At 64.5% G+C, this 19,111-nt stretch carries 23 protein-coding genes; 13 read left to right on the top strand and 10 right to left on the bottom strand.

The window, feature by feature from the left end; all coding sequences use genetic code 11:
• Positions 1–58: 58 nt before the first annotated feature.
• From kdpA to QFZ94_RS25660, 6 genes are all read right to left on the bottom strand, one after another.
• Positions 59–1,864 (bottom strand): potassium-transporting ATPase subunit KdpA, encoded by a 1,806-nt coding sequence (gene kdpA, locus QFZ94_RS25635; protein ID WP_429460421.1) that lies wholly within the window; start codon positions 1,862–1,864, stop codon positions 59–61.
• The gene (kdpF, locus tag QFZ94_RS25640; protein ID WP_085484604.1) at positions 1,861–1,953 is read right to left on the bottom strand and encodes a K(+)-transporting ATPase subunit F; all 93 of its coding nucleotides are present in this window, start codon (positions 1,951–1,953) and stop codon (positions 1,861–1,863) included. Before kdpF ends, kdpA begins: the two co-directional genes overlap by 4 nt.
• Complete coding sequence (locus tag QFZ94_RS25645) at positions 1,953–2,063, bottom strand: potassium ABC transporter ATPase (RefSeq protein ID WP_176121285.1); 111 nt, start codon at positions 2,061–2,063, stop codon at positions 1,953–1,955. The genes kdpF and QFZ94_RS25645 overlap by 1 nt, the downstream gene beginning before the upstream one ends.
• Positions 2,064–2,241: 178 nt before the next feature.
• A complete protein-coding gene (locus tag QFZ94_RS25650) occupies positions 2,242–3,216 on the bottom strand; it encodes a quinone oxidoreductase family protein (RefSeq protein ID WP_368586195.1) in 975 nt (324 codons plus the stop codon).
• Positions 3,217–3,262: 46 nt separating this feature from the next.
• The gene (locus tag QFZ94_RS25655) at positions 3,263–3,652 is read right to left on the bottom strand and encodes a methylglyoxal synthase (RefSeq protein ID WP_429460424.1); all 390 of its coding nucleotides are present in this window, start codon (positions 3,650–3,652) and stop codon (positions 3,263–3,265) included.
• Between the two features lie 101 nt (positions 3,653–3,753).
• Complete coding sequence (locus QFZ94_RS25660) at positions 3,754–4,533, bottom strand: SDR family oxidoreductase (protein WP_429460426.1); 780 nt, start codon at positions 4,531–4,533, stop codon at positions 3,754–3,756.
• 216 nt (positions 4,534–4,749) lie between these two features.
• Here QFZ94_RS25660 and upp point away from each other — a divergent pair, with 216 nt between their 5' ends.
• The 9 genes from upp (at position 4,750) to rng (ending at position 13,420) form a co-directional block, all read left to right on the top strand.
• Entirely contained in the window at positions 4,750–5,400 is a 651-nt protein-coding gene (upp, locus tag QFZ94_RS25665) for a uracil phosphoribosyltransferase (RefSeq protein WP_013088896.1), read from the top strand.
• 602 nt (positions 5,401–6,002) lie between these two features.
• On the top strand, positions 6,003–6,731 hold the full coding sequence (locus QFZ94_RS25670; protein WP_368586198.1) for a YebC/PmpR family DNA-binding transcriptional regulator: 729 nt from the start codon (positions 6,003–6,005) through the stop codon (positions 6,729–6,731).
• A gap of 104 nt (positions 6,732–6,835) precedes the next feature.
• On the top strand, positions 6,836–8,119 hold the full coding sequence (gene purD / locus QFZ94_RS25675) for a phosphoribosylamine--glycine ligase (protein WP_410850542.1): 1,284 nt from the start codon (positions 6,836–6,838) through the stop codon (positions 8,117–8,119).
• 289 nt (positions 8,120–8,408) lie between these two features.
• Positions 8,409–9,332 carry an oxygen-dependent coproporphyrinogen oxidase gene (gene hemF / locus QFZ94_RS25680; protein WP_368586200.1) on the top strand — a complete coding sequence of 308 codons (924 nt, stop codon included), beginning with the start codon at positions 8,409–8,411 and terminating at the stop codon, positions 9,330–9,332.
• Positions 9,333–9,342: 10 nt separating this feature from the next.
• Positions 9,343–10,098: a nicotinate-nucleotide adenylyltransferase gene (locus tag QFZ94_RS25685; RefSeq protein WP_429460429.1), complete on the top strand. Its 756-nt coding sequence runs from the start codon at positions 9,343–9,345 to the stop codon at positions 10,096–10,098.
• Between the two features lie 4 nt (positions 10,099–10,102).
• Positions 10,103–10,552, top strand: a complete 450-nt coding sequence (gene rsfS / locus QFZ94_RS25690; RefSeq protein ID WP_410850543.1) for a ribosome silencing factor — start codon at positions 10,103–10,105, stop codon at positions 10,550–10,552.
• A 36-nt stretch (positions 10,553–10,588) separates the two neighbouring features.
• Complete coding sequence (gene rlmH, locus QFZ94_RS25695; RefSeq protein ID WP_368586202.1) at positions 10,589–11,059, top strand: 23S rRNA (pseudouridine(1915)-N(3))-methyltransferase RlmH; 471 nt, start codon at positions 10,589–10,591, stop codon at positions 11,057–11,059.
• A 252-nt stretch (positions 11,060–11,311) separates the two neighbouring features.
• Positions 11,312–11,941: a Maf family protein gene (locus QFZ94_RS25700; protein ID WP_429460432.1), complete on the top strand. Its 630-nt coding sequence runs from the start codon at positions 11,312–11,314 to the stop codon at positions 11,939–11,941.
• 9 nt (positions 11,942–11,950) lie between these two features.
• Positions 11,951–13,420 carry a ribonuclease G gene (gene rng / locus QFZ94_RS25705; protein ID WP_429460434.1) on the top strand — a complete coding sequence of 490 codons (1,470 nt, stop codon included), beginning with the start codon at positions 11,951–11,953 and terminating at the stop codon, positions 13,418–13,420.
• A 14-nt stretch (positions 13,421–13,434) separates the two neighbouring features.
• Here the strand turns inward: rng and QFZ94_RS25710 are convergent, their stop codons facing one another.
• Positions 13,435–13,653 (bottom strand): hypothetical protein, encoded by a 219-nt coding sequence (locus tag QFZ94_RS25710; RefSeq protein ID WP_429460436.1) that lies wholly within the window; start codon positions 13,651–13,653, stop codon positions 13,435–13,437.
• Positions 13,654–14,066: 413 nt separating this feature from the next.
• Here QFZ94_RS25710 and QFZ94_RS25715 point away from each other — a divergent pair, with 413 nt between their 5' ends.
• A complete protein-coding gene (locus QFZ94_RS25715) occupies positions 14,067–14,465 on the top strand; it encodes a VOC family protein (protein ID WP_429460438.1) in 399 nt (132 codons plus the stop codon).
• A gap of 18 nt (positions 14,466–14,483) precedes the next feature.
• Here the strand turns inward: QFZ94_RS25715 and QFZ94_RS25720 are convergent, their stop codons facing one another.
• Positions 14,484–15,293 (bottom strand): mechanosensitive ion channel family protein, encoded by an 810-nt coding sequence (locus QFZ94_RS25720; RefSeq protein ID WP_429460440.1) that lies wholly within the window; start codon positions 15,291–15,293, stop codon positions 14,484–14,486.
• A gap of 146 nt (positions 15,294–15,439) precedes the next feature.
• A complete protein-coding gene (locus QFZ94_RS25725; protein WP_429460442.1) occupies positions 15,440–15,940 on the bottom strand; it encodes a GAF domain-containing protein in 501 nt (166 codons plus the stop codon).
• 247 nt (positions 15,941–16,187) lie between these two features.
• Between QFZ94_RS25725 and QFZ94_RS25730 the strand changes: the two genes are divergently transcribed.
• Both QFZ94_RS25730 and QFZ94_RS25735 read left to right on the top strand, forming a co-directional pair.
• On the top strand, positions 16,188–16,490 hold the full coding sequence (locus QFZ94_RS25730; RefSeq protein ID WP_429460444.1) for a glycoside hydrolase family protein: 303 nt from the start codon (positions 16,188–16,190) through the stop codon (positions 16,488–16,490).
• 44 nt (positions 16,491–16,534) lie between these two features.
• Positions 16,535–16,897 (top strand): hypothetical protein, encoded by a 363-nt coding sequence (locus QFZ94_RS25735; protein WP_429460446.1) that lies wholly within the window; start codon positions 16,535–16,537, stop codon positions 16,895–16,897.
• Between the two features lie 26 nt (positions 16,898–16,923).
• On the opposite strand, the gene QFZ94_RS25740 is transcribed toward QFZ94_RS25735, so the two are convergent.
• A complete protein-coding gene (locus QFZ94_RS25740; protein WP_429460448.1) occupies positions 16,924–17,349 on the bottom strand; it encodes a TOBE domain-containing protein in 426 nt (141 codons plus the stop codon).
• A 157-nt stretch (positions 17,350–17,506) separates the two neighbouring features.
• On the opposite strand from QFZ94_RS25740, the gene QFZ94_RS25745 reads away from it, so the two are divergent.
• Positions 17,507–19,069 carry an SH3 domain-containing protein gene (locus tag QFZ94_RS25745; protein ID WP_429460450.1) on the top strand — a complete coding sequence of 521 codons (1,563 nt, stop codon included), beginning with the start codon at positions 17,507–17,509 and terminating at the stop codon, positions 19,067–19,069.
• Positions 19,070–19,111 lie beyond the last annotated feature (42 nt).

Genomic DNA, 19,111 nt, shown 5'->3' on the forward strand with positions numbered 1-19,111 from the left:
GCGTGCAAGCGCCGGTTCGGTCGTCGGGAGTCGTTGATCGCGGCCCCCGCGTCAACCGTCACTGCACGCCGATCATCATCAGATGCTCGACGCCGGGACCGAGCGCGAGCGCCGGGACGTAGGTCAGCGCGCCGACCAGCAGCACCGTGCCGAGCAGCAGCACGACGAACAGCGGTCCGTGCGTCGGCAGCGTGCCGCCGGTCACGCCGATGCGCTTCTTCGCGGCGAGCGAGCCGGCGATCGCGAGCACCGGCACGATCGTGCCGAAACGGCCGAACCACATCGCGATCGCGGTGAGCCAGTTGTAGAACGGCGTATTCACCGAGAGACCCGCGAACGCGCTGCCGTTGTTGTTCGCGGCCGAGCTGAACGCGTAGAGGATTTCGGAGAAGCCGTGCGCGCCGGGGTTCGCGATGCCCGCCTTGCCGGCGTCGGTCAGCACCGCGATCGAGGTGCCGACGAGCACCAGCAGCGGCGTGAGCAGCACGACGATCGACACCATCTTCATCTCGTACGCCTCGATCTTCTTGCCGACGTATTCAGGAGTGCGCCCGATCATCAGTCCCGCGACGAACACCGCGAGCAGCGCGAACACGAGCATCCCGTACATGCCGGAACCGACGCCGCCGAAGATCACTTCGCCGAGCTGCATCAGCAGCATCGGGTATAGGCCGCCGATCGGCGTCAACGAATCGTGCGTATTGGCGACCGCTCCGCACGAAGCCGCCGTGGTCGCGACCGTGAAGATGCCCGACTGCGCGATACCGAAGCGCGTTTCCTTGCCCTCCGCATTGCCGCCCGCCTGCAGCACGTTCGCCGACTGGTCGACGTTGAGCGCGGTGAACGTGGGATTGCCGCTTTGCTCGGCGCTGATTTCGCCGAACACGCAGACGCCGAACGCGATCGTCATCGCCGCGAGCACGGCCACGCCCTGCCGGCGGTCGCCGATCACGCGGCCGAACACGAGCGCGAGCGCCGCCGGGATGATCAGGATCGAGAAGATCTGCACGAAGTTCGAGAACGGCGTCGGGTTTTCGTACGGATGCGCGGAGTTGCCGTTGAAGAAGCCGCCGCCGTTGGTGCCGAGCATCTTGATCGCTTCCTGCGACGCGACCGGTCCCATCGCGATGGTCTGCGTCTTCACGGGCGTGTCGACCGTTACCGGATTGCCCTTCGCGTCCTTCACCGGATTGCCTTGCGCGTCGAGCTTCGGCGCGGCGTAGATGGTGGTCTGCAGCGTCGGCACGTCCTGATACGCCTTGAAGTTCTGGATCACACCCTGGCTCATCAGCAGTGCCGCGACGATCGCCGCCATCGGCAGCAGCACGTACATCGTCACGCGGGTGATATCGACCCAGAAGTTGCCGATGGTCTGCGCGGTATGCCGCGCGAAGCCGCGAATCAGCGCCATCACGACGACGATGCCGGTCGCCGCCGACAGGAAGTTCTGCACGGTCAGGCCGAGCATCTGCGTCAGATAGCTGACCGTTTGCTCAGGCGTGTAGTCCTGCCAGTTGGTATTCGACACGAAGCTGACCGCGGTGTTGAACGCGCTGTCGACCGACATCGCGCCGAACTGCTGCGGATTGCCGGGCAGCCACCCTTGCACGCGCAGCAGCACGTACAGGAACGCCACGCCGAGCACGTTGAACGCGACCGCGGCGATCGCGTAGTGCTTCCAGCCCATTTCCGCCGCTGGATCGACGCCCGCGATACGGTAAAGCAGCCGTTCGAGCGGCGCGCAGAAGCGCACCACGCGAGAGCTGCCGTCCATCACGGCGCCCAGATAGCTCGCCACCGGCACCGCGGCGGCCAGTAGCACGACGATAAAAAGACTCGCCTGCAGGACATCATTCGTGTTCATTCAATGTCCTCCGCGCGCAGCAGCGCATACACGAGATAAATGAACAGCAGCGCGGTGGACGCGCCGGCCAGCCACAGCATCCAGGTCATCAGCGTGCTCCCTGTCCGCGACGGAACTGCATCAGCTTCTCGCAGCCGCCAATCAGCGCAAAGGTCAGCACGGCAAACAGCGCAAGGCCACCGACATACAACACATCCATTTGTGTTCCCCATTTACGGATTTTGGATAGGTAGAACGGTATGCCGATCCGCCTAAAGGGCTGGTCAAAGATTGCGCGGTGCCCATAAAAATCGCGTAAACGGACAAGGCCGTTTCATCTCGCGATGAAACGGCCCTGGTGGAGATCGGGTAGCGCGGCCGGAGGCCGCGAAGTTTCTTTACGGCAGCAGGATCGTCGAGCCCGTCGTGCGGCGCCCTTCGAGGTCGGCATGCGCCTGCCCGACGTCCGGCAGCGCATAGCGCTGATTGATACTCGTCTTGACCTTGCCCGAGCTCAGCACGTCGAACAACTCGGCCGACATCGCCTCGTAATCGGCGCGTTTCGCGATATAGGTGAAGAGCGTCGGTCGTGTAAAGAACAGCGAACCGCGTCCCGCGAATTCCGACGAATCGATCGGCGGCAGCGGACCCGACGCGTTGCCGAAGCTCACGAAGAGGCCGAGCGGCGCGAGGCAGTCGAGCGACTTTTCAAAGGTGTCCTTGCCGATCGAATCGTAGACGACCGGCACGCCCGCGCCGTTGGTGATCTCGCGTACGCGCTTCGTGAAATTCTCGCGCGTATATACGATCGCGTGATCGCAGCCGTGCGCTTTGGCGATCTCGGCTTTCTCGTCGGAACCGACCGTGCCGATCACCGTCGCGCCGAGCGCCTTCGCCCACTGGCACACGAGCAGGCCGACGCCGCCCGCCGCGGCCTGAATCAGGATCGTGTCGCCGGCCTTCACCCGATACGTGCGGCGCAGCAGATACTGCGCGGTCAAGCCTTGCAGCATCACGGATGCGGCCTGCTCGTTGCTGATCGCGTCGGGCAGCTTGACGACCTGCGCGGCCGGCAGCACGCGCTCCTGCGCATACGCGCCGGGCGGCCGCGCGACATACGCGACGCGGTCGCCCACCTTCAGACCGCTCACGCCCGAGCCGAGCGCGCTGACCTCGCCGGCCGCCTCCATGCCGAGCCCGCCCGGCAGCGGCAGCGGATACAGGCCGGTGCGGAAATACACGTCGATGTAATTGAGGCCGACCGCCGTCTGGCGAATGCGGATCTCGCCCGCACCGGGCTCGCCCACCTCGACGTCGACCCATTTCATTACTTCGGGGCCGCCGGTTTTGTCGAATCGGATTGCCTTGGCCATCATGTCTCCTTGATCTGTAGAAATGTGGGTGCGGCGACGCGCGCGCTCACGCCTCGCCCGACATGCGCAGCGTCAGCACGTCGAGCACCATGCGCGCGGTCGAAATATTCGTCGCGCACGGAATGTTGTGCACGTCGCACGCGCGCACCAGCGCGTTGATGTCCGGCTCGTGCGGCTGCGGCGTCATCGGGTCGCGCAGGAAAATCACCATGTCGACGCGCCCTTCGGCGAGCTGCGCGGCGATCTGCAGATCGCCGCCGTGCGGGCCCGACAACATGCGCTCGACCGTGAGGCCGTGAGCGTCGCTAATGCGTCCGCCGGTCGTGCCGGTCGCCACGATCTCGCAGCGCGCGAGCGTGTCGACGTATTCGCCGGCCAGTTTGACGATGTCGTCTTTCTTGTGATCGTGCGCGATCAGCGCAATGCGGGTGCTCATGACTTAAGACTCCTCAAACCGTTGTGAATATCGTTGTTGTGATGTCATGCGTGCCGTTCGCGCGCGGCGGCTCGGTACGTGCGTGCTCAGTACGTACCGGCTCAGTACGTCCCTGGATAAGCGCCGCCGTCGATCAGCCAGTTCTGCCCGGTGATGTAGCCAGCATGCGTGCTGCACAGGAACGCGCAGGCCCGGCCGAATTCTTCGCGATTGCCGAAGCGTCCGGCGGGGATCGTCTTCATGCGCTGCTTGCGCGCTTCGTCGATGGAAATGTTGTGCGTCTTCGCCTGCGCCTCGAACGTGACCGCGATGCGGTCGGTATCGAACAGACCCGGCAGCAGGTTGTTGATCGTCACGCCGGTCGGCGCGACCTTGCGCGCGAGACCCGCGACGAAACCGGTCAGCCCCGAGCGCGCGCCGTTCGACAGGCCCAGCACGTCGATCGGCGCCTTCACCGCCGAGCTCGTGATGTTGACGATGCGCCCGAAGCCGCGCGCGCTCATCGTGTCGATGGTCTGACGGATCAGCTCGATCGGCGTCAGCATGTTGGCTTCGAGCGCGCGAATCCAGTCGTCGTGCGTGAAGCTCCTAAAATCGCCCGGCGGCGGTCCGCCCGCGTTGTTGACGAGAATGTCCGGCTGCGGGCAGGCCGCGAGCGCGGCGGCGCGCCCTTCGGGCGTGGTGATGTCGCATGCGACTGTCTTCACCTCGACGCCGCTCTGCTTGCGGATCGCCTCGGCGGTCGCTTCGAGCGTTTCGGCGGTGCGCGCGACGATCGTCAGGTTGACGCCCTCGGCGGCGAGCGCTTCCGCGCAGCCGCGTCCCAGACCTTTGCTCGCCGCGCAAACCAGCGCGGTACGTCCTGCGATTCCCAAGTCCATGTGGATGCCCTCATTGCGAAGTTTCCCCAGATTCTAGAAGAATCGGTGCCGGACTGTGCCGCGTCGCTGCAATCTCAGGTATCGCCGGGCGCTACTCTTTCGGTAAACTTGCGCGGTGGCGCACATTTCCACCGTCCGTCCGGGCTTCGCGCGCGGACGGACGCAACGGATGGCCGCGCCGAACCGATCCACCTTGCCGCCGCGCGCGAGCCCGCCATGACCCAGGACAGCCGTTTCCCCAATCTTTTCATCCTCGATCACCCGCTGATCCAGCACAAGCTGTCGCACATGCGCGACCGGGACACGTCGACGCGCACGTTCCGCGAGTTGCTGCGCGAAATCACGCTGCTGATGGGCTACGAAATCACCCGCAACCTGCCGATGACGACGCGCCGCATCACCACGCCGCTGGTCGAGATCGACGCGCCGGTGATCGCCGGCAAAAAGCTCGCGATCGTGCCGGTGCTGCGCGCGGGCGTCGGCATGTCGGACGGCCTGCTCGAGCTGGTGCCGTCGGCGCGCGTCGGCCACATCGGCGTGTATCGCGCGGAGGATCATCGGCCGGTCGAATACCTGGTGCGGCTGCCGGATCTCGAAGATCGCGTGTTCATTCTCTGCGATCCGATGGTCGCGACCGGCTACTCGGCCGTGCACGCAGTCGATGTGCTCAAGCGCCGCAACGTGGCCGCCGAGAACATCCTGTTCCTCGCACTCGTCGCCGCGCCGGAAGGCGTCCAGGTATTCCAGGACGCGCACCCGGACGTCAAGCTGTTCGTCGCGTCGCTCGATTCGCATCTGAACGAGCATGCGTACATCGTGCCGGGTCTGGGCGACGCGGGCGACCGGTTGTTCGGCACGAAGAACTGACGCGCAGGGGCCGGCAGGGTGGCCCGGCAGTGCCGCTGCCCTGAGGGCGGACCGCTTTCGACCCCATCCGGCCGTCCGATGGCACATCCGCGCCGCCTTAATTCATTTTCGCTTCGATTTCATTGCATTTGCGGCCGGTTTCGCGCCGCGGCCCCCTCTGCCGCACCCTCGCGGCGTGATAAAATTCGAATCCGCTCGATGAGCGGCTCGACCCGCACGATCACTCGCACCACCGTCTGCAATTTCGACCGGCGCCCCGCGCCTTCATCAGGTCATGCGGCGCCTGGCCGCGCAAGCTGCCCCGCTTCCATCGCGCCGCCGCACTGCGGCCCCGCTTGGGCCGCGGCTCATGTATGAACCGGCTCGAACGCCTACCGGCGGGCAAGCTGGGAACGACGCGCGGGAACGGCCGGGCTGAGATCGGCGGCAGGAGTGGCCGCCGACGGGCGAACATGAGCAACGAGCACGAGCGGCCGGCAGCCTTTCACCTGACGGTTTGGGATCGGGACACGACACGCGAGGCGCAACCCGCGAGGCGCCCGACATCGCAACGACAATTGCACTATGCGTGCGCCCCGCTGGCGCGCGCAACGGAGAAAAGTATGGCGGGTCATTCGAAATGGGCCAACATCAAGCATAAGAAAGCAGCGGCCGATGCCAAGCGCGGCAAGGTCTGGACGCGGCTCATCAAGGAAATCCAGGTTGCGGCCCGTCTGGGCGGCGGCGAAATCGACTCGAACCCGCGTCTGCGGCTCGCGGTCGACAAGGCGTACGACGCCAACATGCCGAAGGACAACATCAACCGCGCGATCCAGCGCGGTGTCGGCGGGGCGGACGGCGCGAACTACGAGGAAATCCGCTACGAAGGCTACGGCATCGGCGGCGCGGCGGTGATCGTCGACACGATGACCGACAACCGCACCCGCACGGTCGCGGAAGTGCGTCACGCGTTCTCGAAGAACGGCGGCAACATGGGCACGGACGGCTCGGTGTCGTTCATGTTCGATCACGTCGGCCAGTTCCTGTTCGCGCCCGGCACCGCCGAAGACGCGCTGATGGAAGCCGCGCTCGAAGCGGGCGCCGACGACGTCCAGACCAACGAGGACGGCAGTATCGAAGTGCTGTGCCCGCCGCACGATTTTTCGAAGGTGAAGGCTGCTCTCGAAGCCGCGGGCTTCAAGGCCGAACTGGCCGAAGTCACGATGAAGCCGCAGACCGAAGTCGAATTCACCGGCGACGACGCCGTGAAAATGCAGAAGCTGCTCGACGCGCTGGAAAATCTGGACGACGTGCAGGAAGTCTATACAAACGCGTCGATCGCCGGCGAGTGATGGCGCGCCGGGCCTTCGCATCGTTTGCCCTTGCTGTTGATGGTTTATTGCACGGCCGAGCACAGCGCTCGGCCGTTTATGGTTTTTAAGTCTCGGGGATTCACATGAAGTTACTCGTCGTCGGTTCCGGCGGTCGCGAACATGCGCTGGCATGGAAGCTCGCGCAATCGCCGCGGGTCCAGCTCGTCTACGTCGCGCCCGGCAACGGCGGCACCGCTCAGGATGAGCGTCTGCTCAACGTCGACATCACCGATCCGGCCGCACTCGCCGATTTCGTCGAAAAAGAACAGATCGCGTTCACGCTGGTCGGGCCGGAAGCGCCGCTCGCGGCAGGCATCGTCAACCTGTTCCGCTCGCGCGGTCTGAAGATCTTCGGGCCGACCAAAGAAGCCGCTCAGCTCGAAAGCTCGAAAGATTTCGCCAAGGCGTTCATGAAGCGCCACGGCATCCCGACGGCCGAGTACGAAACCTTCGCCGACGTCGCCGCCGCGCACGCGTATCTGGACGCCAAGGGCGCGCCCATCGTGATCAAGGCCGACGGCCTCGCCGCGGGCAAGGGCGTGGTGGTCGCGCAAACGCTGGAAGAAGCGCACGCCGCGGTCGACATGATGCTGTCGGACAACAAGCTCGGCGACGCCGGCGCGCGCGTCGTGATCGAGGAGTTCCTCGCCGGCGAGGAAGCGAGCTTCATCGTGATGGTCGACGGCAAGCACGTGCTCGCGCTCGCGTCGAGCCAGGATCACAAGCGTCTGCTCGACGGCGACCAGGGCCCGAACACGGGCGGCATGGGCGCCTACTCGCCCGCGCCGATCGTCACGCCGCAGCTGCATGCGCGTGTGATGCGCGAAATCATCCTGCCGACGGTGCGCGGCATGGAAAAGGAAGGCATCCGCTACACCGGCTTCCTGTACGCGGGCCTGATGATCGACGCACAAGGCAACCCGAAGACGCTCGAATTCAACTGCCGGATGGGCGACCCCGAAACGCAGCCGATCATGGCGCGTCTGAAGGGCGACTTTTCGAAAGTGGTCGAACACGCGATCGCCGGCACCCTCGACACCGTCGAACTCGAATGGGACCGCCGCACCGCGCTCGGCGTCGTGCTCGCCGCGCACAACTATCCGGACACGCCGAGGAAGGGCGACCGCATCAACGGCATTCCCGCCGAAACCGCGGATTCGGTCACGTTCCACGCCGGCACCACGCTGACGGACGGCAAGCTGACCACCTCGGGCGGGCGCGTGCTGTGCGTCGTCGGTCTGGCGGATTCGGTGCGCACCGCGCAGGCGGCCGCGTATCACACGATCAACCAGATCGCGTTCGACGGCATGCAATACCGCCGTGACATCGGCTATCGCGCGCTCAATCGCAAGCACGACGGCAAATAAGCGCTACCGCCGGGCGCCGTGCGAGCGGCGCCCGCGCGCGACAGCGCGCCGCGGGCGCGCGACGCGACGCGCGCTACACTGCATTTTTCGCGCTCGTCGCAACAGACGGACACGGAGCCCGCGGATCGACCGGAGCGGCAAGCCGCCTCGCCCATCCGCCTCCCGGCTTCCGTGCAAGCCGAATGCGCGATCCGGGCGTCCCGGCAGCCAACCCGGCGCGAACGCAGCCGTCGCCCTCTTTCGAAGAACCCGCGGCACGACGAGCGTGCCGCCCTCAGAACCTGCATTCATGAGCAATTCGAGCTACGACGCACAAGCCGTGCGCAGCTGGCTGCAAGGCCTGCAATCGCACATCGCCGACACGCTGGGCGCCTTCGACGGCACCGCTTTCGCGACCGACGCATGGCAGCGCGGCCCCGGCGAAAAGCTGCGCGGCGGCGGCGTCACGCGGATTCTCGAAGGCGGCCAGTTCTTCGAGCGCGCCGGCATCGGCTTCTCGGACGTCGCCGGCGACGCGCTGCCGGGCTCGGCGAGCGCCGCGCGGCCGCAATTGGCCGGGCGCGGTTTCGAGGCGATGGGCGTGTCGCTCGTGCTGCACCCGCTTAATCCGCACTGCCCGACCGTTCACATGAACGTGCGCCTGCTCATTGCGACCAGGGAAGGCGAAGAGCCGGTGTTCTGGTTCGGCGGCGGCATGGATCTGACGCCCTACTACGGCTACGAAGAGGACGCGCGGCATTTCCATCAGGTGTGCCGCGACGCGCTCGCGCCGTATGGCGCAGACCTGTACCCGAGCTTCAAGCGCTGGTGCGACGAGTATTTCTTCCTGAAGCACCGCAACGAGGCGCGCGGCATCGGCGGGATTTTCTTCGACGATTTCTCGGCGCCGGGCTTCGAGCAATCGTTCGCGATGCTCAAAAGCGTCGGCGAAGGCTTTCTCAAGGCGTACCTGCCGATCATCGAGCGGCGCCGCAATACGCCCTACGGCGAAGCCGAACGCGCGTTCCAGGCCTACCGGCGCGGGCGCTACGTCGAGTTCAATCTGGTCTTCGACCGTGGCACACTATTTGGGCTGCAGAGCGGCGGACGCACCGAATCGATCCTGATGTCGATGCCGCCCGTGGTGAACTGGCGCTACAACTGGCACCCCGAGCCGGGCACGCCGGAAGCTCGCTTGTACAGCGATTTCCTCGTGCCGCGCGAGTGGGTGTGACGCGCCACCCGTGTCGCTTACGGTCACGACAAAGGATCCTCACCTGAAGCCGAACGCTCACCCTGTCGCGCTGCCCCGCCGGATTGGTCTTCTGGGCGGCACTTTCGATCCGATCCACGACGGCCATCTCGCGCTCGCGCGGCGGTTCGCCGACGTGCTGCGGCTGACCGAACTGGTGCTGCTGCCGGCCGGCCAGCCGTGGCAGAAAGCCGACGTATCGCCCGCCGAACATCGACTCGCAATGACGCGCGCGGCGGCCGCGTCGCTCGCGATCCCCGGCGTGACGGTGCGCGTCGCGACCGACGAGATCGAGCATGAAGGCGCGACCTACACGGTCGACACGCTGGAACGCTGGCGCGAGCGCGAAGGCGACGACGCATCGATCACGCTGCTGATCGGCGCGGATCAACTGGTTCATCTCGACACGTGGCGCGACTGGCGGCGCCTGTTCGAGCTTGCGCATATCGGCGCGGCCACGCGGCCCGGCTTCGACCTCGCGTCGGTGGCCCCCGCGGTGGCCACGGAAATCGCCGCGCGCCGTGCGAAAGCCGAGGTGCTGCAGGCCACGCCCTGCGGCCATCTGCTGATCGACACGACGCTCGCGTTCAACGTTTCGGCCACCGACATTCGCGCGCATCTGCGCGAGCAGGTCAACCAGCGGCTCGTCCACGCGGGTGCGAGCGACGCCGCCCAGGATCAGGCCACGAGTCACGTCCCCGCCGCGGTGTGGGACTATATTCTTCAACATCATCTGTACCACCGGTAACTCCATGGATATTCGCAAACTGCAGCGCGTAATCGTCGACGCTCTCGAAGACGTCAAGGCGCAAGACATCAAAGTGTTCAACACCAGCCACCTGACCTCGCTGTTCGATCGCGTGATCGTCGCGAGTGGCACGTCGAACCGGCAAACCAAGGCGCTCGCGTCGAGCGTGCGCGAAGGCGTGAAGGAAGCCGGCGGCGAGATCGTCAGCACCGAGGGCGAGGACATCGGCGAATGGGTGCTGGTCGATTGCGGCGACGCGATCGTCCACATCCTGCAGCCGGCGCTGCGCCAGTACTACAACCTCGAGGAAATCTGGGGTGACAAGCCGGTGCGCATCAAGCTGTCTACGCCGAGTCCGTTCGGCGGCGCGCGCGCAAGCGAGCCCGACGACGAGGAAGAAGAGGAAGCGCCCGCCGCGAAGCCAGCGCGCAAGACCACCGCGCGCCGCAAGTAAGCGAACCGTGTCAGGCGCACCGCCACTTTCCTTGCAATGAAACTGCATATCCTCGCCGTCGGCCACAAGATGCCGGACTGGATCGCGACCGGCTTCGACGAATACGCGAAGCGCATGCCGCCCGAGCTGCGCATCGAGCTGCGCGAGATCAAACCGGAGCAGCGCTCGTCGGGCCGTTCCGCCGAAAGCGTGATGGCCGCCGAGCGGCAGAAGATCGAAGCCGCGTTGCCGAAGAACGCGCGCATCGTCGCGCTCGACGAACGCGGCAAGGACTGGACCACGATGCAGCTTGCGGGCGCGTTGCCGGGCTGGCAACAGGACGGCCGCGACGTGGCCTTTCTGATCGGCGGCGCGGACGGTCTCGATCCCGAGCTGAAGGCGCGCGCCGATATGATGCTGCGCGTGTCGAGCCTCACGCTGCCGCACGCGATGGTGCGCGTGCTGCTGGCCGAGCAGCTTTACCGTGCGTGGAGCATCACGCAAAATCACCCGTATCATCGCGCGTGAGGGCTGGAGCCAGCGCGGCGACGCCTGGCAACCGTTCGTTGTTGATGGCACGTCGCCAGTGCTCTGCTCCTACGTTTAAGCGTATTGCCACCACTTCATGCGATGATGCGCCCGACGCGCTGTGCATCTATGCCATGAATGGATTCAGCGCATCGATTGCGTCGCCGAATCTAGCTCGCCCCGCCCACTCTTCCAAGCCATCCGCTTTCACCTCCCGCACGCCATCCGTTTCCGCTCCATCGAGACCCGTTCATGCCCACGCCCTCCGCTTCGCTGCATCCGTTCGTCTACCTCGCCTCGCAAAGTCCGCGCCGCCAGGAGCTGCTGCAACAGCTCGGCGTGCGTTTCGAATTGCTGCTGCCGCGCCCCGACGAAGACGCCGAAGCGCTCGAAGCCGAACGGCCCGGCGAACACGCGCGCGACTACGTGCAGCGCGTATGCGTCGCGAAAGCGCATGCGGCGCGCGCGCGTCTCGTGGCCGCTGGCCACGCGGTGCGGCCGATCCTCGTCGCCGACACCACCGTGACGATCGACGACGCGATTCTCGGCAAGCCCATCGACGCCGACGATGCGGTCGCGATGCTCACGCGCCTCGCGGGCCGCACGCACGAAGTGCTGACCGCGCTCGCCGTCATCGATGCCGACGGCGTGCTGCTGCCCGCGGCGTTGTCGGTGTCGAAGGTGCGTTTTGCTGCAGTGCACGCGGACGCGTTGCGTCGTTATGCGGCGAGCGGTGAGCCGCTCGGCAAGGCAGGAGCGTATGGCGTGCAGGGACGCGCGGCGGAGTTTATCGAGCATATAGACGGGTCCTATTCGGGTATCATGGGTTTGCCGCTCTTTGAAACCGCTGCCCTCCTGCGTGCAGCGCGCATCGACTTCTAGAACAACACCATGAATGAAGAAATCCTGATCAATGTCACGCCGCAGGAAACGCGCGTCGCGCTCGTTCAACAGGGCGCCGTCCAGGAACTTCATGTCGAACGAACGCTGTCGCGCGGGCGCGTCGGCAATGTCTATCTCGGCAAGGTCGTGCGCGTGCTGCCGGGCATGCAATCGGCGTTCATCGACATCGGCCTCGAACGCGCCGCGTTCCTTCACGTCGCCGACATCTGGCATCCGCGCATCGCCGGCGAAGCACAACACCAGGCACCGCATCAGCCGATCGAAAAGATCGTCTTCGAAGGTCAGACGCTGATGGTGCAGGTCGTCAAGGACCCGATCGGCACGAAGGGCGCGCGGCTGTCCACGCAAGTGAGCATCGCCGGGCGCACGCTCGTTTATCTGCCGCAGGAACCGCACATCGGCATTTCGCAGAAGATCGAAAGCGAAGCCGAGCGCGAGGCCGTGCGCGCGCGCCTGACCGCCGTGCTGCCCGCCGACGAGAAAGGCGGCTACATCGTGCGCACGATCGCCGAGGATGCGACGAGCGAAGAACTCGCCGCCGACGTCGCGTATCTGCGCAAGACGTGGGCGACGATTCTGTCGCAGGCGCAGCGCATGCCGCCCACCAGCCTGCTCTACCAGGATCTGAATCTCGCGCAGCGCGTGCTGCGCGATTTCGTCAACGATGAAACGTCGCGCATTCAGGTCGATTCACGCGAAACGCATCAGATGCTCGCCGATTTCGCGACCGAGTTCACGCCGGCGGTATCGTCGAAGCTGCACCACTACACCGGCGAGCGGCCGCTATTCGATCTGTACAACATCGAGGCCGAGATTCAGCGCGCGCTGTCGCGTCGCGTGGACCTGAAGTCGGGCGGCTACCTCGTGATCGACCAGACCGAGGCGATGACGACGATCGATGTGAACACCGGCGGTTACGTCGGCGCGCGCAACTTCGACGACACGATCTTCAAGACCAACCTCGAGGCCGCGCATACGATCGCGCGGCAACTGCGGCTGCGCAACCTGGGCGGCGTGATCATCATCGATTTCATCGATATGGAAAACGTCGAGCATCGCGATCAGGTGCTAGGAGAATTGAAGAAGGCGTTGTCGCGCGATCGCACGCGGGTGACCGTCAACGGCTTCTCGCAGCTCGGGCTCGTCGAGATGACACGCAAGCGTACGCGTGACTCGCTCGCGCATGTGCTGTGCGAACCGTGCCCGGTTTGCCAGGGCAAGGGGCAAGTGAAGACCGCGCGCACGGTGTGTTATGACGTGTTGCGCGAGATTTTGCGCGAGTCACGGCAGTTCAATCCGCGCGAGTTTCGCGTGGTCGCTTCGCAGCAGGTGATCGATCTGTTTCTCGAGGAAGAATCGCAGCATCTGGCGATGCTGATCGATTTCATCGGCAAGCCGGTGTCGTTGCAGGTGGAGTCGAATTTGAGTCAGGAGCAGTACGATATTGTGCTGATGTAGGTATTGGCCCCGGATCAGGCCGGATCATTAATACCGCGCAAAGAATCAATCTCGACTGTGCCGCCCATCGCGTCGGGCGGCTCGTCATTGTCACCACCGCCGGATAGAATCGAAAGGTGGTCTGGGCGCAGTGCCTGGATCGCCTTCTTGATTTTGTTGTCATATCGATGGTCATTCGGATCGAGGTGGGCAGTACGGCCGGATTTCCTGTTCGCCAGGAGCGCCGCCTGCACCCGAAGCTTGCCGCTTTGACACGACTGCGATCACATCGCCGCTTTCGACGGCGGACTGTAGCGCACGGATCAACTGCTCCGGCGCAGGACCACTCGCAGACCCGCGGCCGCGTACATTTCGCATGAAGCCGGTGAGCTGCGCTAGCTGGCGTGCGTCGCGGGTATACGTAGCAGAAGGCTGGAGACAGCGCGATAGAACCGAAAACAATCGATGACGTTCTTGTTCGCTGGTCGATCACGCGGAACCAATAAAGCGTCGCCATGCGCGCGTCGAAGCGCCCTGGAGTCCAGACAGATTCGGCATGAGCCGGCCCGCCGCTTTTGGAAGAACACCTTGGCGGTTGAGTGCGGAAATGCCTGTTGCAACGAGTCGAACGTATAAACTCAGCGCAACTTCCAGAGGGAGACATCTGATGCAGCTTCTCGATCACGTATCGATCGGCGTTCCCGACATCGACGCAGCCCGCCCTTTCTACGACGCCATCATGACAGCTCTCGGCGCGCGCAAAGTGTTCGACCGTCCCACCGCGTTAGGCTACGGCGAGCGTTGCACGATCGACGAAACCTCATCGACCTATTTGGCCGTGTATCTCGATCCAAATGAAATAACAGAAAACAAACGTCACTGGTGCTTCAAAGCCCCGTCCCGCGCGCACGTCGATGCATTCTTCAAAGCGGGACTCTCGAGTGGCGGCAAATCCGACGGCCAACCTGGCGCGAGGCCCCACTATCACTCCGGCTACTACGCGGCATTTCTGATCGACCCGGCCGGCAATCGCGTTGAGGCCGTATGCCATGCCGCGAAACCCTAATCCCGAACATCTCCAGGCCTAAGCCGCCACCTCACATCCCGCCTGCTCCAACACGGCCTGCGCCCGGTCATGCAGATCACCGCCAGCCAACGACGCATCCGGCGACCTGACCCACGCAGCGATCCTTAACGTCGCGCCGCCATCGGCCGGATAATCCGCAACCGAAACCACCGGCGCAAGCGTCGAACCGCTCAGCACACGCGGCTCGTCGGCCACGAGTTTCTGCAGTTGCCCGATCGCCGCATCCACGTCCTTGCGCTGCGCGAGTTCCACATCGACCTCGATGCGCTGCGTGCCGCCACAACTGTAGTTGATCACCGGATTGCTCCAGATCTGGCTATTCGGCACGAACACGATGTTGCCGTCGCCGCGCTCGATCCGCGTCGTGAAGAGCCCCACCTCGCGCACGATGCCAGCCGCGGCGCCGCTGCCTTCGATCACGTCGCCGACGCGAAACGGTCGCAGCAACAGCAGCATCATGCCGGCCGCGATGTTCTGCAACGTACCTTGCAGCGCGAGGCCGATCGCGAGGCCAGCCGCGCCTAGCACGGCCAATACGCTCGCGGTCGCGATGCCGACTTCGCCGAGCGCCGCAATGAAGGCGAGCACGCGCACGGCCCACGTGCCCATCGCGGCGAGCATCGGCGCGAGGGTCGGGTCCGCGTGCGTGCGTGCGAGCGCCTTCGCGAACATCGCACCGACGCGGTTCGACAACCACCAGCCGACCACGAGGACCAGCACGGCAATCGCGATATGAACGACGTCGTGTGTCAGCGTGACGAGCAGTGACGGCTGAAGATGAAAGAAACGGTAGAGGGAGTCGTTCATCGTCGGCGTGATTCGCTTGATCGATACCGATGCAGGGCAAGCACGACGCGTTCCTGTCCATCCGTCGCAAGATGCGGTACGCGGCTTGCTAACCGCAGGTCGATCTCGCTTCAGTGCTGCGCGTCGCGCTCGGCGCGATTCGCAAACTACACGCCGCGAGGCAGCGCTGCCTCGATGAACACCGCGCACAACGCTTCCATGCCCTTCGCGTCCTCCTCGTCGAAGCACGCGACGACTGGGCTATCGACATCCCACACGCCGATCAGCGTGCCGTCGGGCGCGACCAGCGGCACGACGATTTCCGATTGAGACGCCGAATCGCACGCGATATGACCGGGAAACTCGTGCACGTCGCGCACGACCTGGGTCTGACGGGTTTGCGCGGCCGTACCGCAGACGCCCTTGCCGAGTGCAATGCGTACGCACGCGGGCTTGCCCTGGAACGGGCCGACCACCAGTTCGCGGCCGTCGTGAAAGTAAAAGCCGGCCCAGTTCAGATCGCTCAACGAATGAAAGACGAACGACGCAAAGTTCGCGGCGTTGGCGATCCAGTCCGTTTCGCCGGCCAGGAGCGCGCGCGCCTGCGCAACCAGTTCTTCATATTGCGCGGCTTTCGGCAGATGCGAGGTGGAGGAAACTTCGAACATGACGGTGTCCGTGATCAGAGCGGGATGGTAAACGGCAAAGTTTAAAGCAAGCGCAATCCCCGCGCGCGGATGCCGACCGCGGTGACGCGCGCCTCTCGTCTACGGTCGCGCCCCTTCAGTTCTCAATTTGCCCTTTTTACGTTCTATCTTAATATTATAAATAACTTATTTCGCATTATTTTAATTCAAACTGATTTTTGCGAGTTATATTTTGTTATATTACCCACTCTAGGCAGCAGTTAAAGCCGTGGTAACGCAGTACGAATTGACTCAGGCACAGTTCGATGCTGCCGTGTCTTTTGCTTTTAACTCGTCACGCCAGAACAGACGCGACGCGCTAGGTCCCGCAAATACCGGAGACATAACAGCCGTTGCAGAAAAAATGATGCTCAATGTGATGATTACCCCGCGCGATGGCAATGGCCCAAAGATCGGTCCTGCGAAGAGAAGCCGGGGACTAACGAGCCGCCGCCAACGAGAATCCGCGCCCTTCCGGCAGTCCGCACAATGCCAGGCCACAAGTTTTTTGCATATGTGGCTCTCACACTGACCGCCTCGGTAAGCGTGTGCGCGACGCAAACACCGCACGCGACGATGAATGATTTCGTCGGCAATTGGGTCGTGACCGATGTAGTTGACTACGCCGATATTTCTGGTGGCATCCCCGAAGCAAAACGGATTCTCGGCATGACGATCGCAATTACGCCGCACTCCATGAGCTTCGACAGTGAAACCTGCAAGCCGAACAAAGGTTTTACCGTCAAACGAATCGACACGCTTTCGGCGTTGAAGAATCAGTTCGGGCTTCGCGCGAATGAAACCGGATTGCCCGCTACAACCGTTGTCGTAGATAGCGACAATTGTTTTGCGGTTTTCCGAATGGACGCTCACAGGATCGTTTTTGGATGGGACGGCATCATCGTTCGCGCGCTGCCGGGATCAGTGAGAACTCGCTGAGTACCCGTCCCAGAGGCCCGGGCCTGCTACTGATCGACCCCGATAATCACGCTCGACGCCTTGAAAATCGCCGTCGCCGTCTTGCCGCTCGCGAGACCAAGACGCTCGACACTGTCGTTCGTGATGATCGCCGCGATCTGTGCGCCGCCTGCACCGATCGTCACTTCCGAATTGACCGCGCCCTTCGTCACGGCCGCGACGGTCCCTTCGATACAGTTGCGCGCCGACACCTGGTGCTTCGCGACATCGACCATCACTATCACCGACGATGCCTTCACGAGCGAAAACGCCTGCTTGCCCGCCGCGAGCCCGAGCGACTTCGCGCTGCCGTGCGTGATGATCGCGACGATCTCGAGACCGTCCGACGTGCGCAGCGTGACTTCGTCGTTGACGGCGCCGTGCGTGACGTCGGTGATTTCGCCGCTGAACTGATTGCGTGCGCTGGTTTTCATAGCGTGCTCCCTGTTGATTGAAGCGCGTGGCAACGCGCCAGTGGACGGACAAAGCGAGTGTAGCGGATGCCGCGCGCGCCGCCCCGAACATCCGATGCGCCGCGGATATCGCCGACACCGTATCATCGTGGCCTTGCACCTCATACGCCGAATCTTTATGTCAGTCGCCGTTCTCTCCCGTCGTGCCTGCCGCACCGCCATGGTATGCGCCGCCGTCACGATGCTCGTCGCGTGCGGCACGCTAGCACCGCCGCATCGCACGCAAGCGTTCGTCGACAACGTCACGCTGTTTCCACTCGCCAATTACGACCAGAACGTCGATCACTGGCTCGATCCGAACAGCCCCGACTACGACCGGCCGTTTCTCAGCGCTGCCGAGCAGCGCGCACATTTCGACGCGCTGTTCGCGCGCTACTTCGGCACAGGCGAGAACGCGCCGTCGCCATGGAATCCCGCCTGGGTGACCGCACGCGTGTTTCGCGAGCAGGGCGAGGACATTGCCGCACTGCAACAGCGCCGCATCGACAAGTTCGACAACACCGGCAAGCATGGCAGCGTCATCGGTTACGGCGAAAACTTCCGGCCGCACGACAAGGCGTGGATCGAGGCGATCGCGCGCAACATCAACGTCGCGCAGTTCACGCAAGCGCCGGCGTATCAGCCCGAGCGGCGCGCGATCGCGACCGGCAACCTGATGGTGCGCGAGCTGCCGACCACCGATCCGTCGTTCTATGACCGTCACCTGGCCGGCGAAGGCTATCCGTTCGACAACCTGCAGATCTCGGCGGTCCGGCCCGGTACGCCGCTCTATGTGCTCGGCAGCAGCGTCGACGGTGCATGGCATTACGTGCAGACACCCGACGTGCAGGGCTGGGTGCGCAGCGACGGCGTCGCGTTCGCCGACGATCGTTTCATCGATCAATGGCGCGCGGCGGCGGGCAAGTCGCTGGGAGCGGTGATCGTCGCATCGGCGGCGGTCAACGACAGCCGCGGCGTGTTCCGCTTCAACGCGCCGGCCGGGACGATGCTGCCTCTGCTGACGGGCGCCTCGGCATCGCCGGCGGCGAGCAGCACCAACGCGGGCACGCTTCAGTTCCTCGTTCCCGCGCGCGACGTCGACGGCCGCGCGCTGATCCGCACCGCGTCGCTCGACGCCACGCAGATCACGCCGATGCCGCTCGCCGCGACGCCGCGCCATCTCGCGATGCTGTTAAAGGCGCTGATCGGCCGGCCGTACGGCTGGGGCAATAGCGGCTTGTACAACGACTGTTCGTCGGAACTGCAAAGCATCTTCGCCGCGTTCGGCGTGTGGCTGCCGCGCCATTCGTCGACGCAGATGAGCGCCGGCCGCATGGTCGATCTGTCGGACTCGACGCCCGCCGAGCGGCTCGACTATCTGGCGCGGCATGGCGTGCCGCTGCGCACGCTGATCTACATCGGCGGCCACGTGATGCTGTACCTCGGCAACACGACGCGCAACGACGCCACGGTCCCCGTCGTCTATCAGGACGTATGGGGCCTGCGTCCGGCCGACAACAGCCGGCGCGCGGTGATCGGCGGCTCGGTAATCCTGCCGCTCGACGAGCGCATCGCCGAGGACGCGACGCTGCAGTCGCTCGCCGCGACGCGGACCTTCCAGATCAGCATCCTCGGCGCACCGGCCGGCAGCGCGGCGCCCACGTCCGCGCCACCAGCGGACGAGGAGAATCCGGCGGGGTAAATCGCGAGGGCGGGTCGCCCTCGCCCGGGCCCAAAAATATTT

The sequence above is a fragment of the Paraburkholderia sp. JPY465 genome (assembly GCF_050436725.1).
In the GTDB taxonomy this organism is placed as follows: domain Bacteria; phylum Pseudomonadota; class Gammaproteobacteria; order Burkholderiales; family Burkholderiaceae; genus Paraburkholderia; species Paraburkholderia youngii.

What these genes read in the sequence shown, in the direction of transcription:
- kdpA (WP_429460421.1), bottom strand. Translation starts at nt 1,864, where the DNA reads ATGAACACGAATGATGTCCTGCAGGCGAGTCTTTTTATCGTCGTGCTA.
- kdpF (WP_085484604.1), bottom strand. Translation starts at nt 1,953, where the DNA reads ATGACCTGGATGCTGTGGCTGGCCGGCGCGTCCACCGCGCTGCTGTTC.
- QFZ94_RS25645 (WP_176121285.1), bottom strand. Translation starts at nt 2,063, where the DNA reads ATGGATGTGTTGTATGTCGGTGGCCTTGCGCTGTTTGCCGTGCTGACC.
- QFZ94_RS25650 (WP_368586195.1), bottom strand. Translation starts at nt 3,216, where the DNA reads ATGGCCAAGGCAATCCGATTCGACAAAACCGGCGGCCCCGAAGTAATG.
- QFZ94_RS25655 (WP_429460424.1), bottom strand. Translation starts at nt 3,652, where the DNA reads ATGAGCACCCGCATTGCGCTGATCGCGCACGATCACAAGAAAGACGAC.
- QFZ94_RS25660 (WP_429460426.1), bottom strand. Translation starts at nt 4,533, where the DNA reads ATGGACTTGGGAATCGCAGGACGTACCGCGCTGGTTTGCGCGGCGAGC.
- upp (WP_013088896.1), top strand. Translation starts at nt 4,750, where the DNA reads ATGACCCAGGACAGCCGTTTCCCCAATCTTTTCATCCTCGATCACCCG.
- QFZ94_RS25670 (WP_368586198.1), top strand. Translation starts at nt 6,003, where the DNA reads ATGGCGGGTCATTCGAAATGGGCCAACATCAAGCATAAGAAAGCAGCG.
- purD (WP_410850542.1), top strand. Translation starts at nt 6,836, where the DNA reads ATGAAGTTACTCGTCGTCGGTTCCGGCGGTCGCGAACATGCGCTGGCA.
- hemF (WP_368586200.1), top strand. Translation starts at nt 8,409, where the DNA reads ATGAGCAATTCGAGCTACGACGCACAAGCCGTGCGCAGCTGGCTGCAA.
- rsfS (WP_410850543.1), top strand. Translation starts at nt 10,103, where the DNA reads ATGGATATTCGCAAACTGCAGCGCGTAATCGTCGACGCTCTCGAAGAC.
- rlmH (WP_368586202.1), top strand. Translation starts at nt 10,589, where the DNA reads ATGAAACTGCATATCCTCGCCGTCGGCCACAAGATGCCGGACTGGATC.
- QFZ94_RS25700 (WP_429460432.1), top strand. Translation starts at nt 11,312, where the DNA reads ATGCCCACGCCCTCCGCTTCGCTGCATCCGTTCGTCTACCTCGCCTCG.
- rng (WP_429460434.1), top strand. Translation starts at nt 11,951, where the DNA reads ATGAATGAAGAAATCCTGATCAATGTCACGCCGCAGGAAACGCGCGTC.
- QFZ94_RS25715 (WP_429460438.1), top strand. Translation starts at nt 14,067, where the DNA reads ATGCAGCTTCTCGATCACGTATCGATCGGCGTTCCCGACATCGACGCA.
- QFZ94_RS25720 (WP_429460440.1), bottom strand. Translation starts at nt 15,293, where the DNA reads ATGAACGACTCCCTCTACCGTTTCTTTCATCTTCAGCCGTCACTGCTC.
- QFZ94_RS25725 (WP_429460442.1), bottom strand. Translation starts at nt 15,940, where the DNA reads ATGTTCGAAGTTTCCTCCACCTCGCATCTGCCGAAAGCCGCGCAATAT.
- QFZ94_RS25735 (WP_429460446.1), top strand. Translation starts at nt 16,535, where the DNA reads ATGAATGATTTCGTCGGCAATTGGGTCGTGACCGATGTAGTTGACTAC.
- QFZ94_RS25740 (WP_429460448.1), bottom strand. Translation starts at nt 17,349, where the DNA reads ATGAAAACCAGCGCACGCAATCAGTTCAGCGGCGAAATCACCGACGTC.
- QFZ94_RS25745 (WP_429460450.1), top strand. Translation starts at nt 17,507, where the DNA reads ATGTCAGTCGCCGTTCTCTCCCGTCGTGCCTGCCGCACCGCCATGGTA.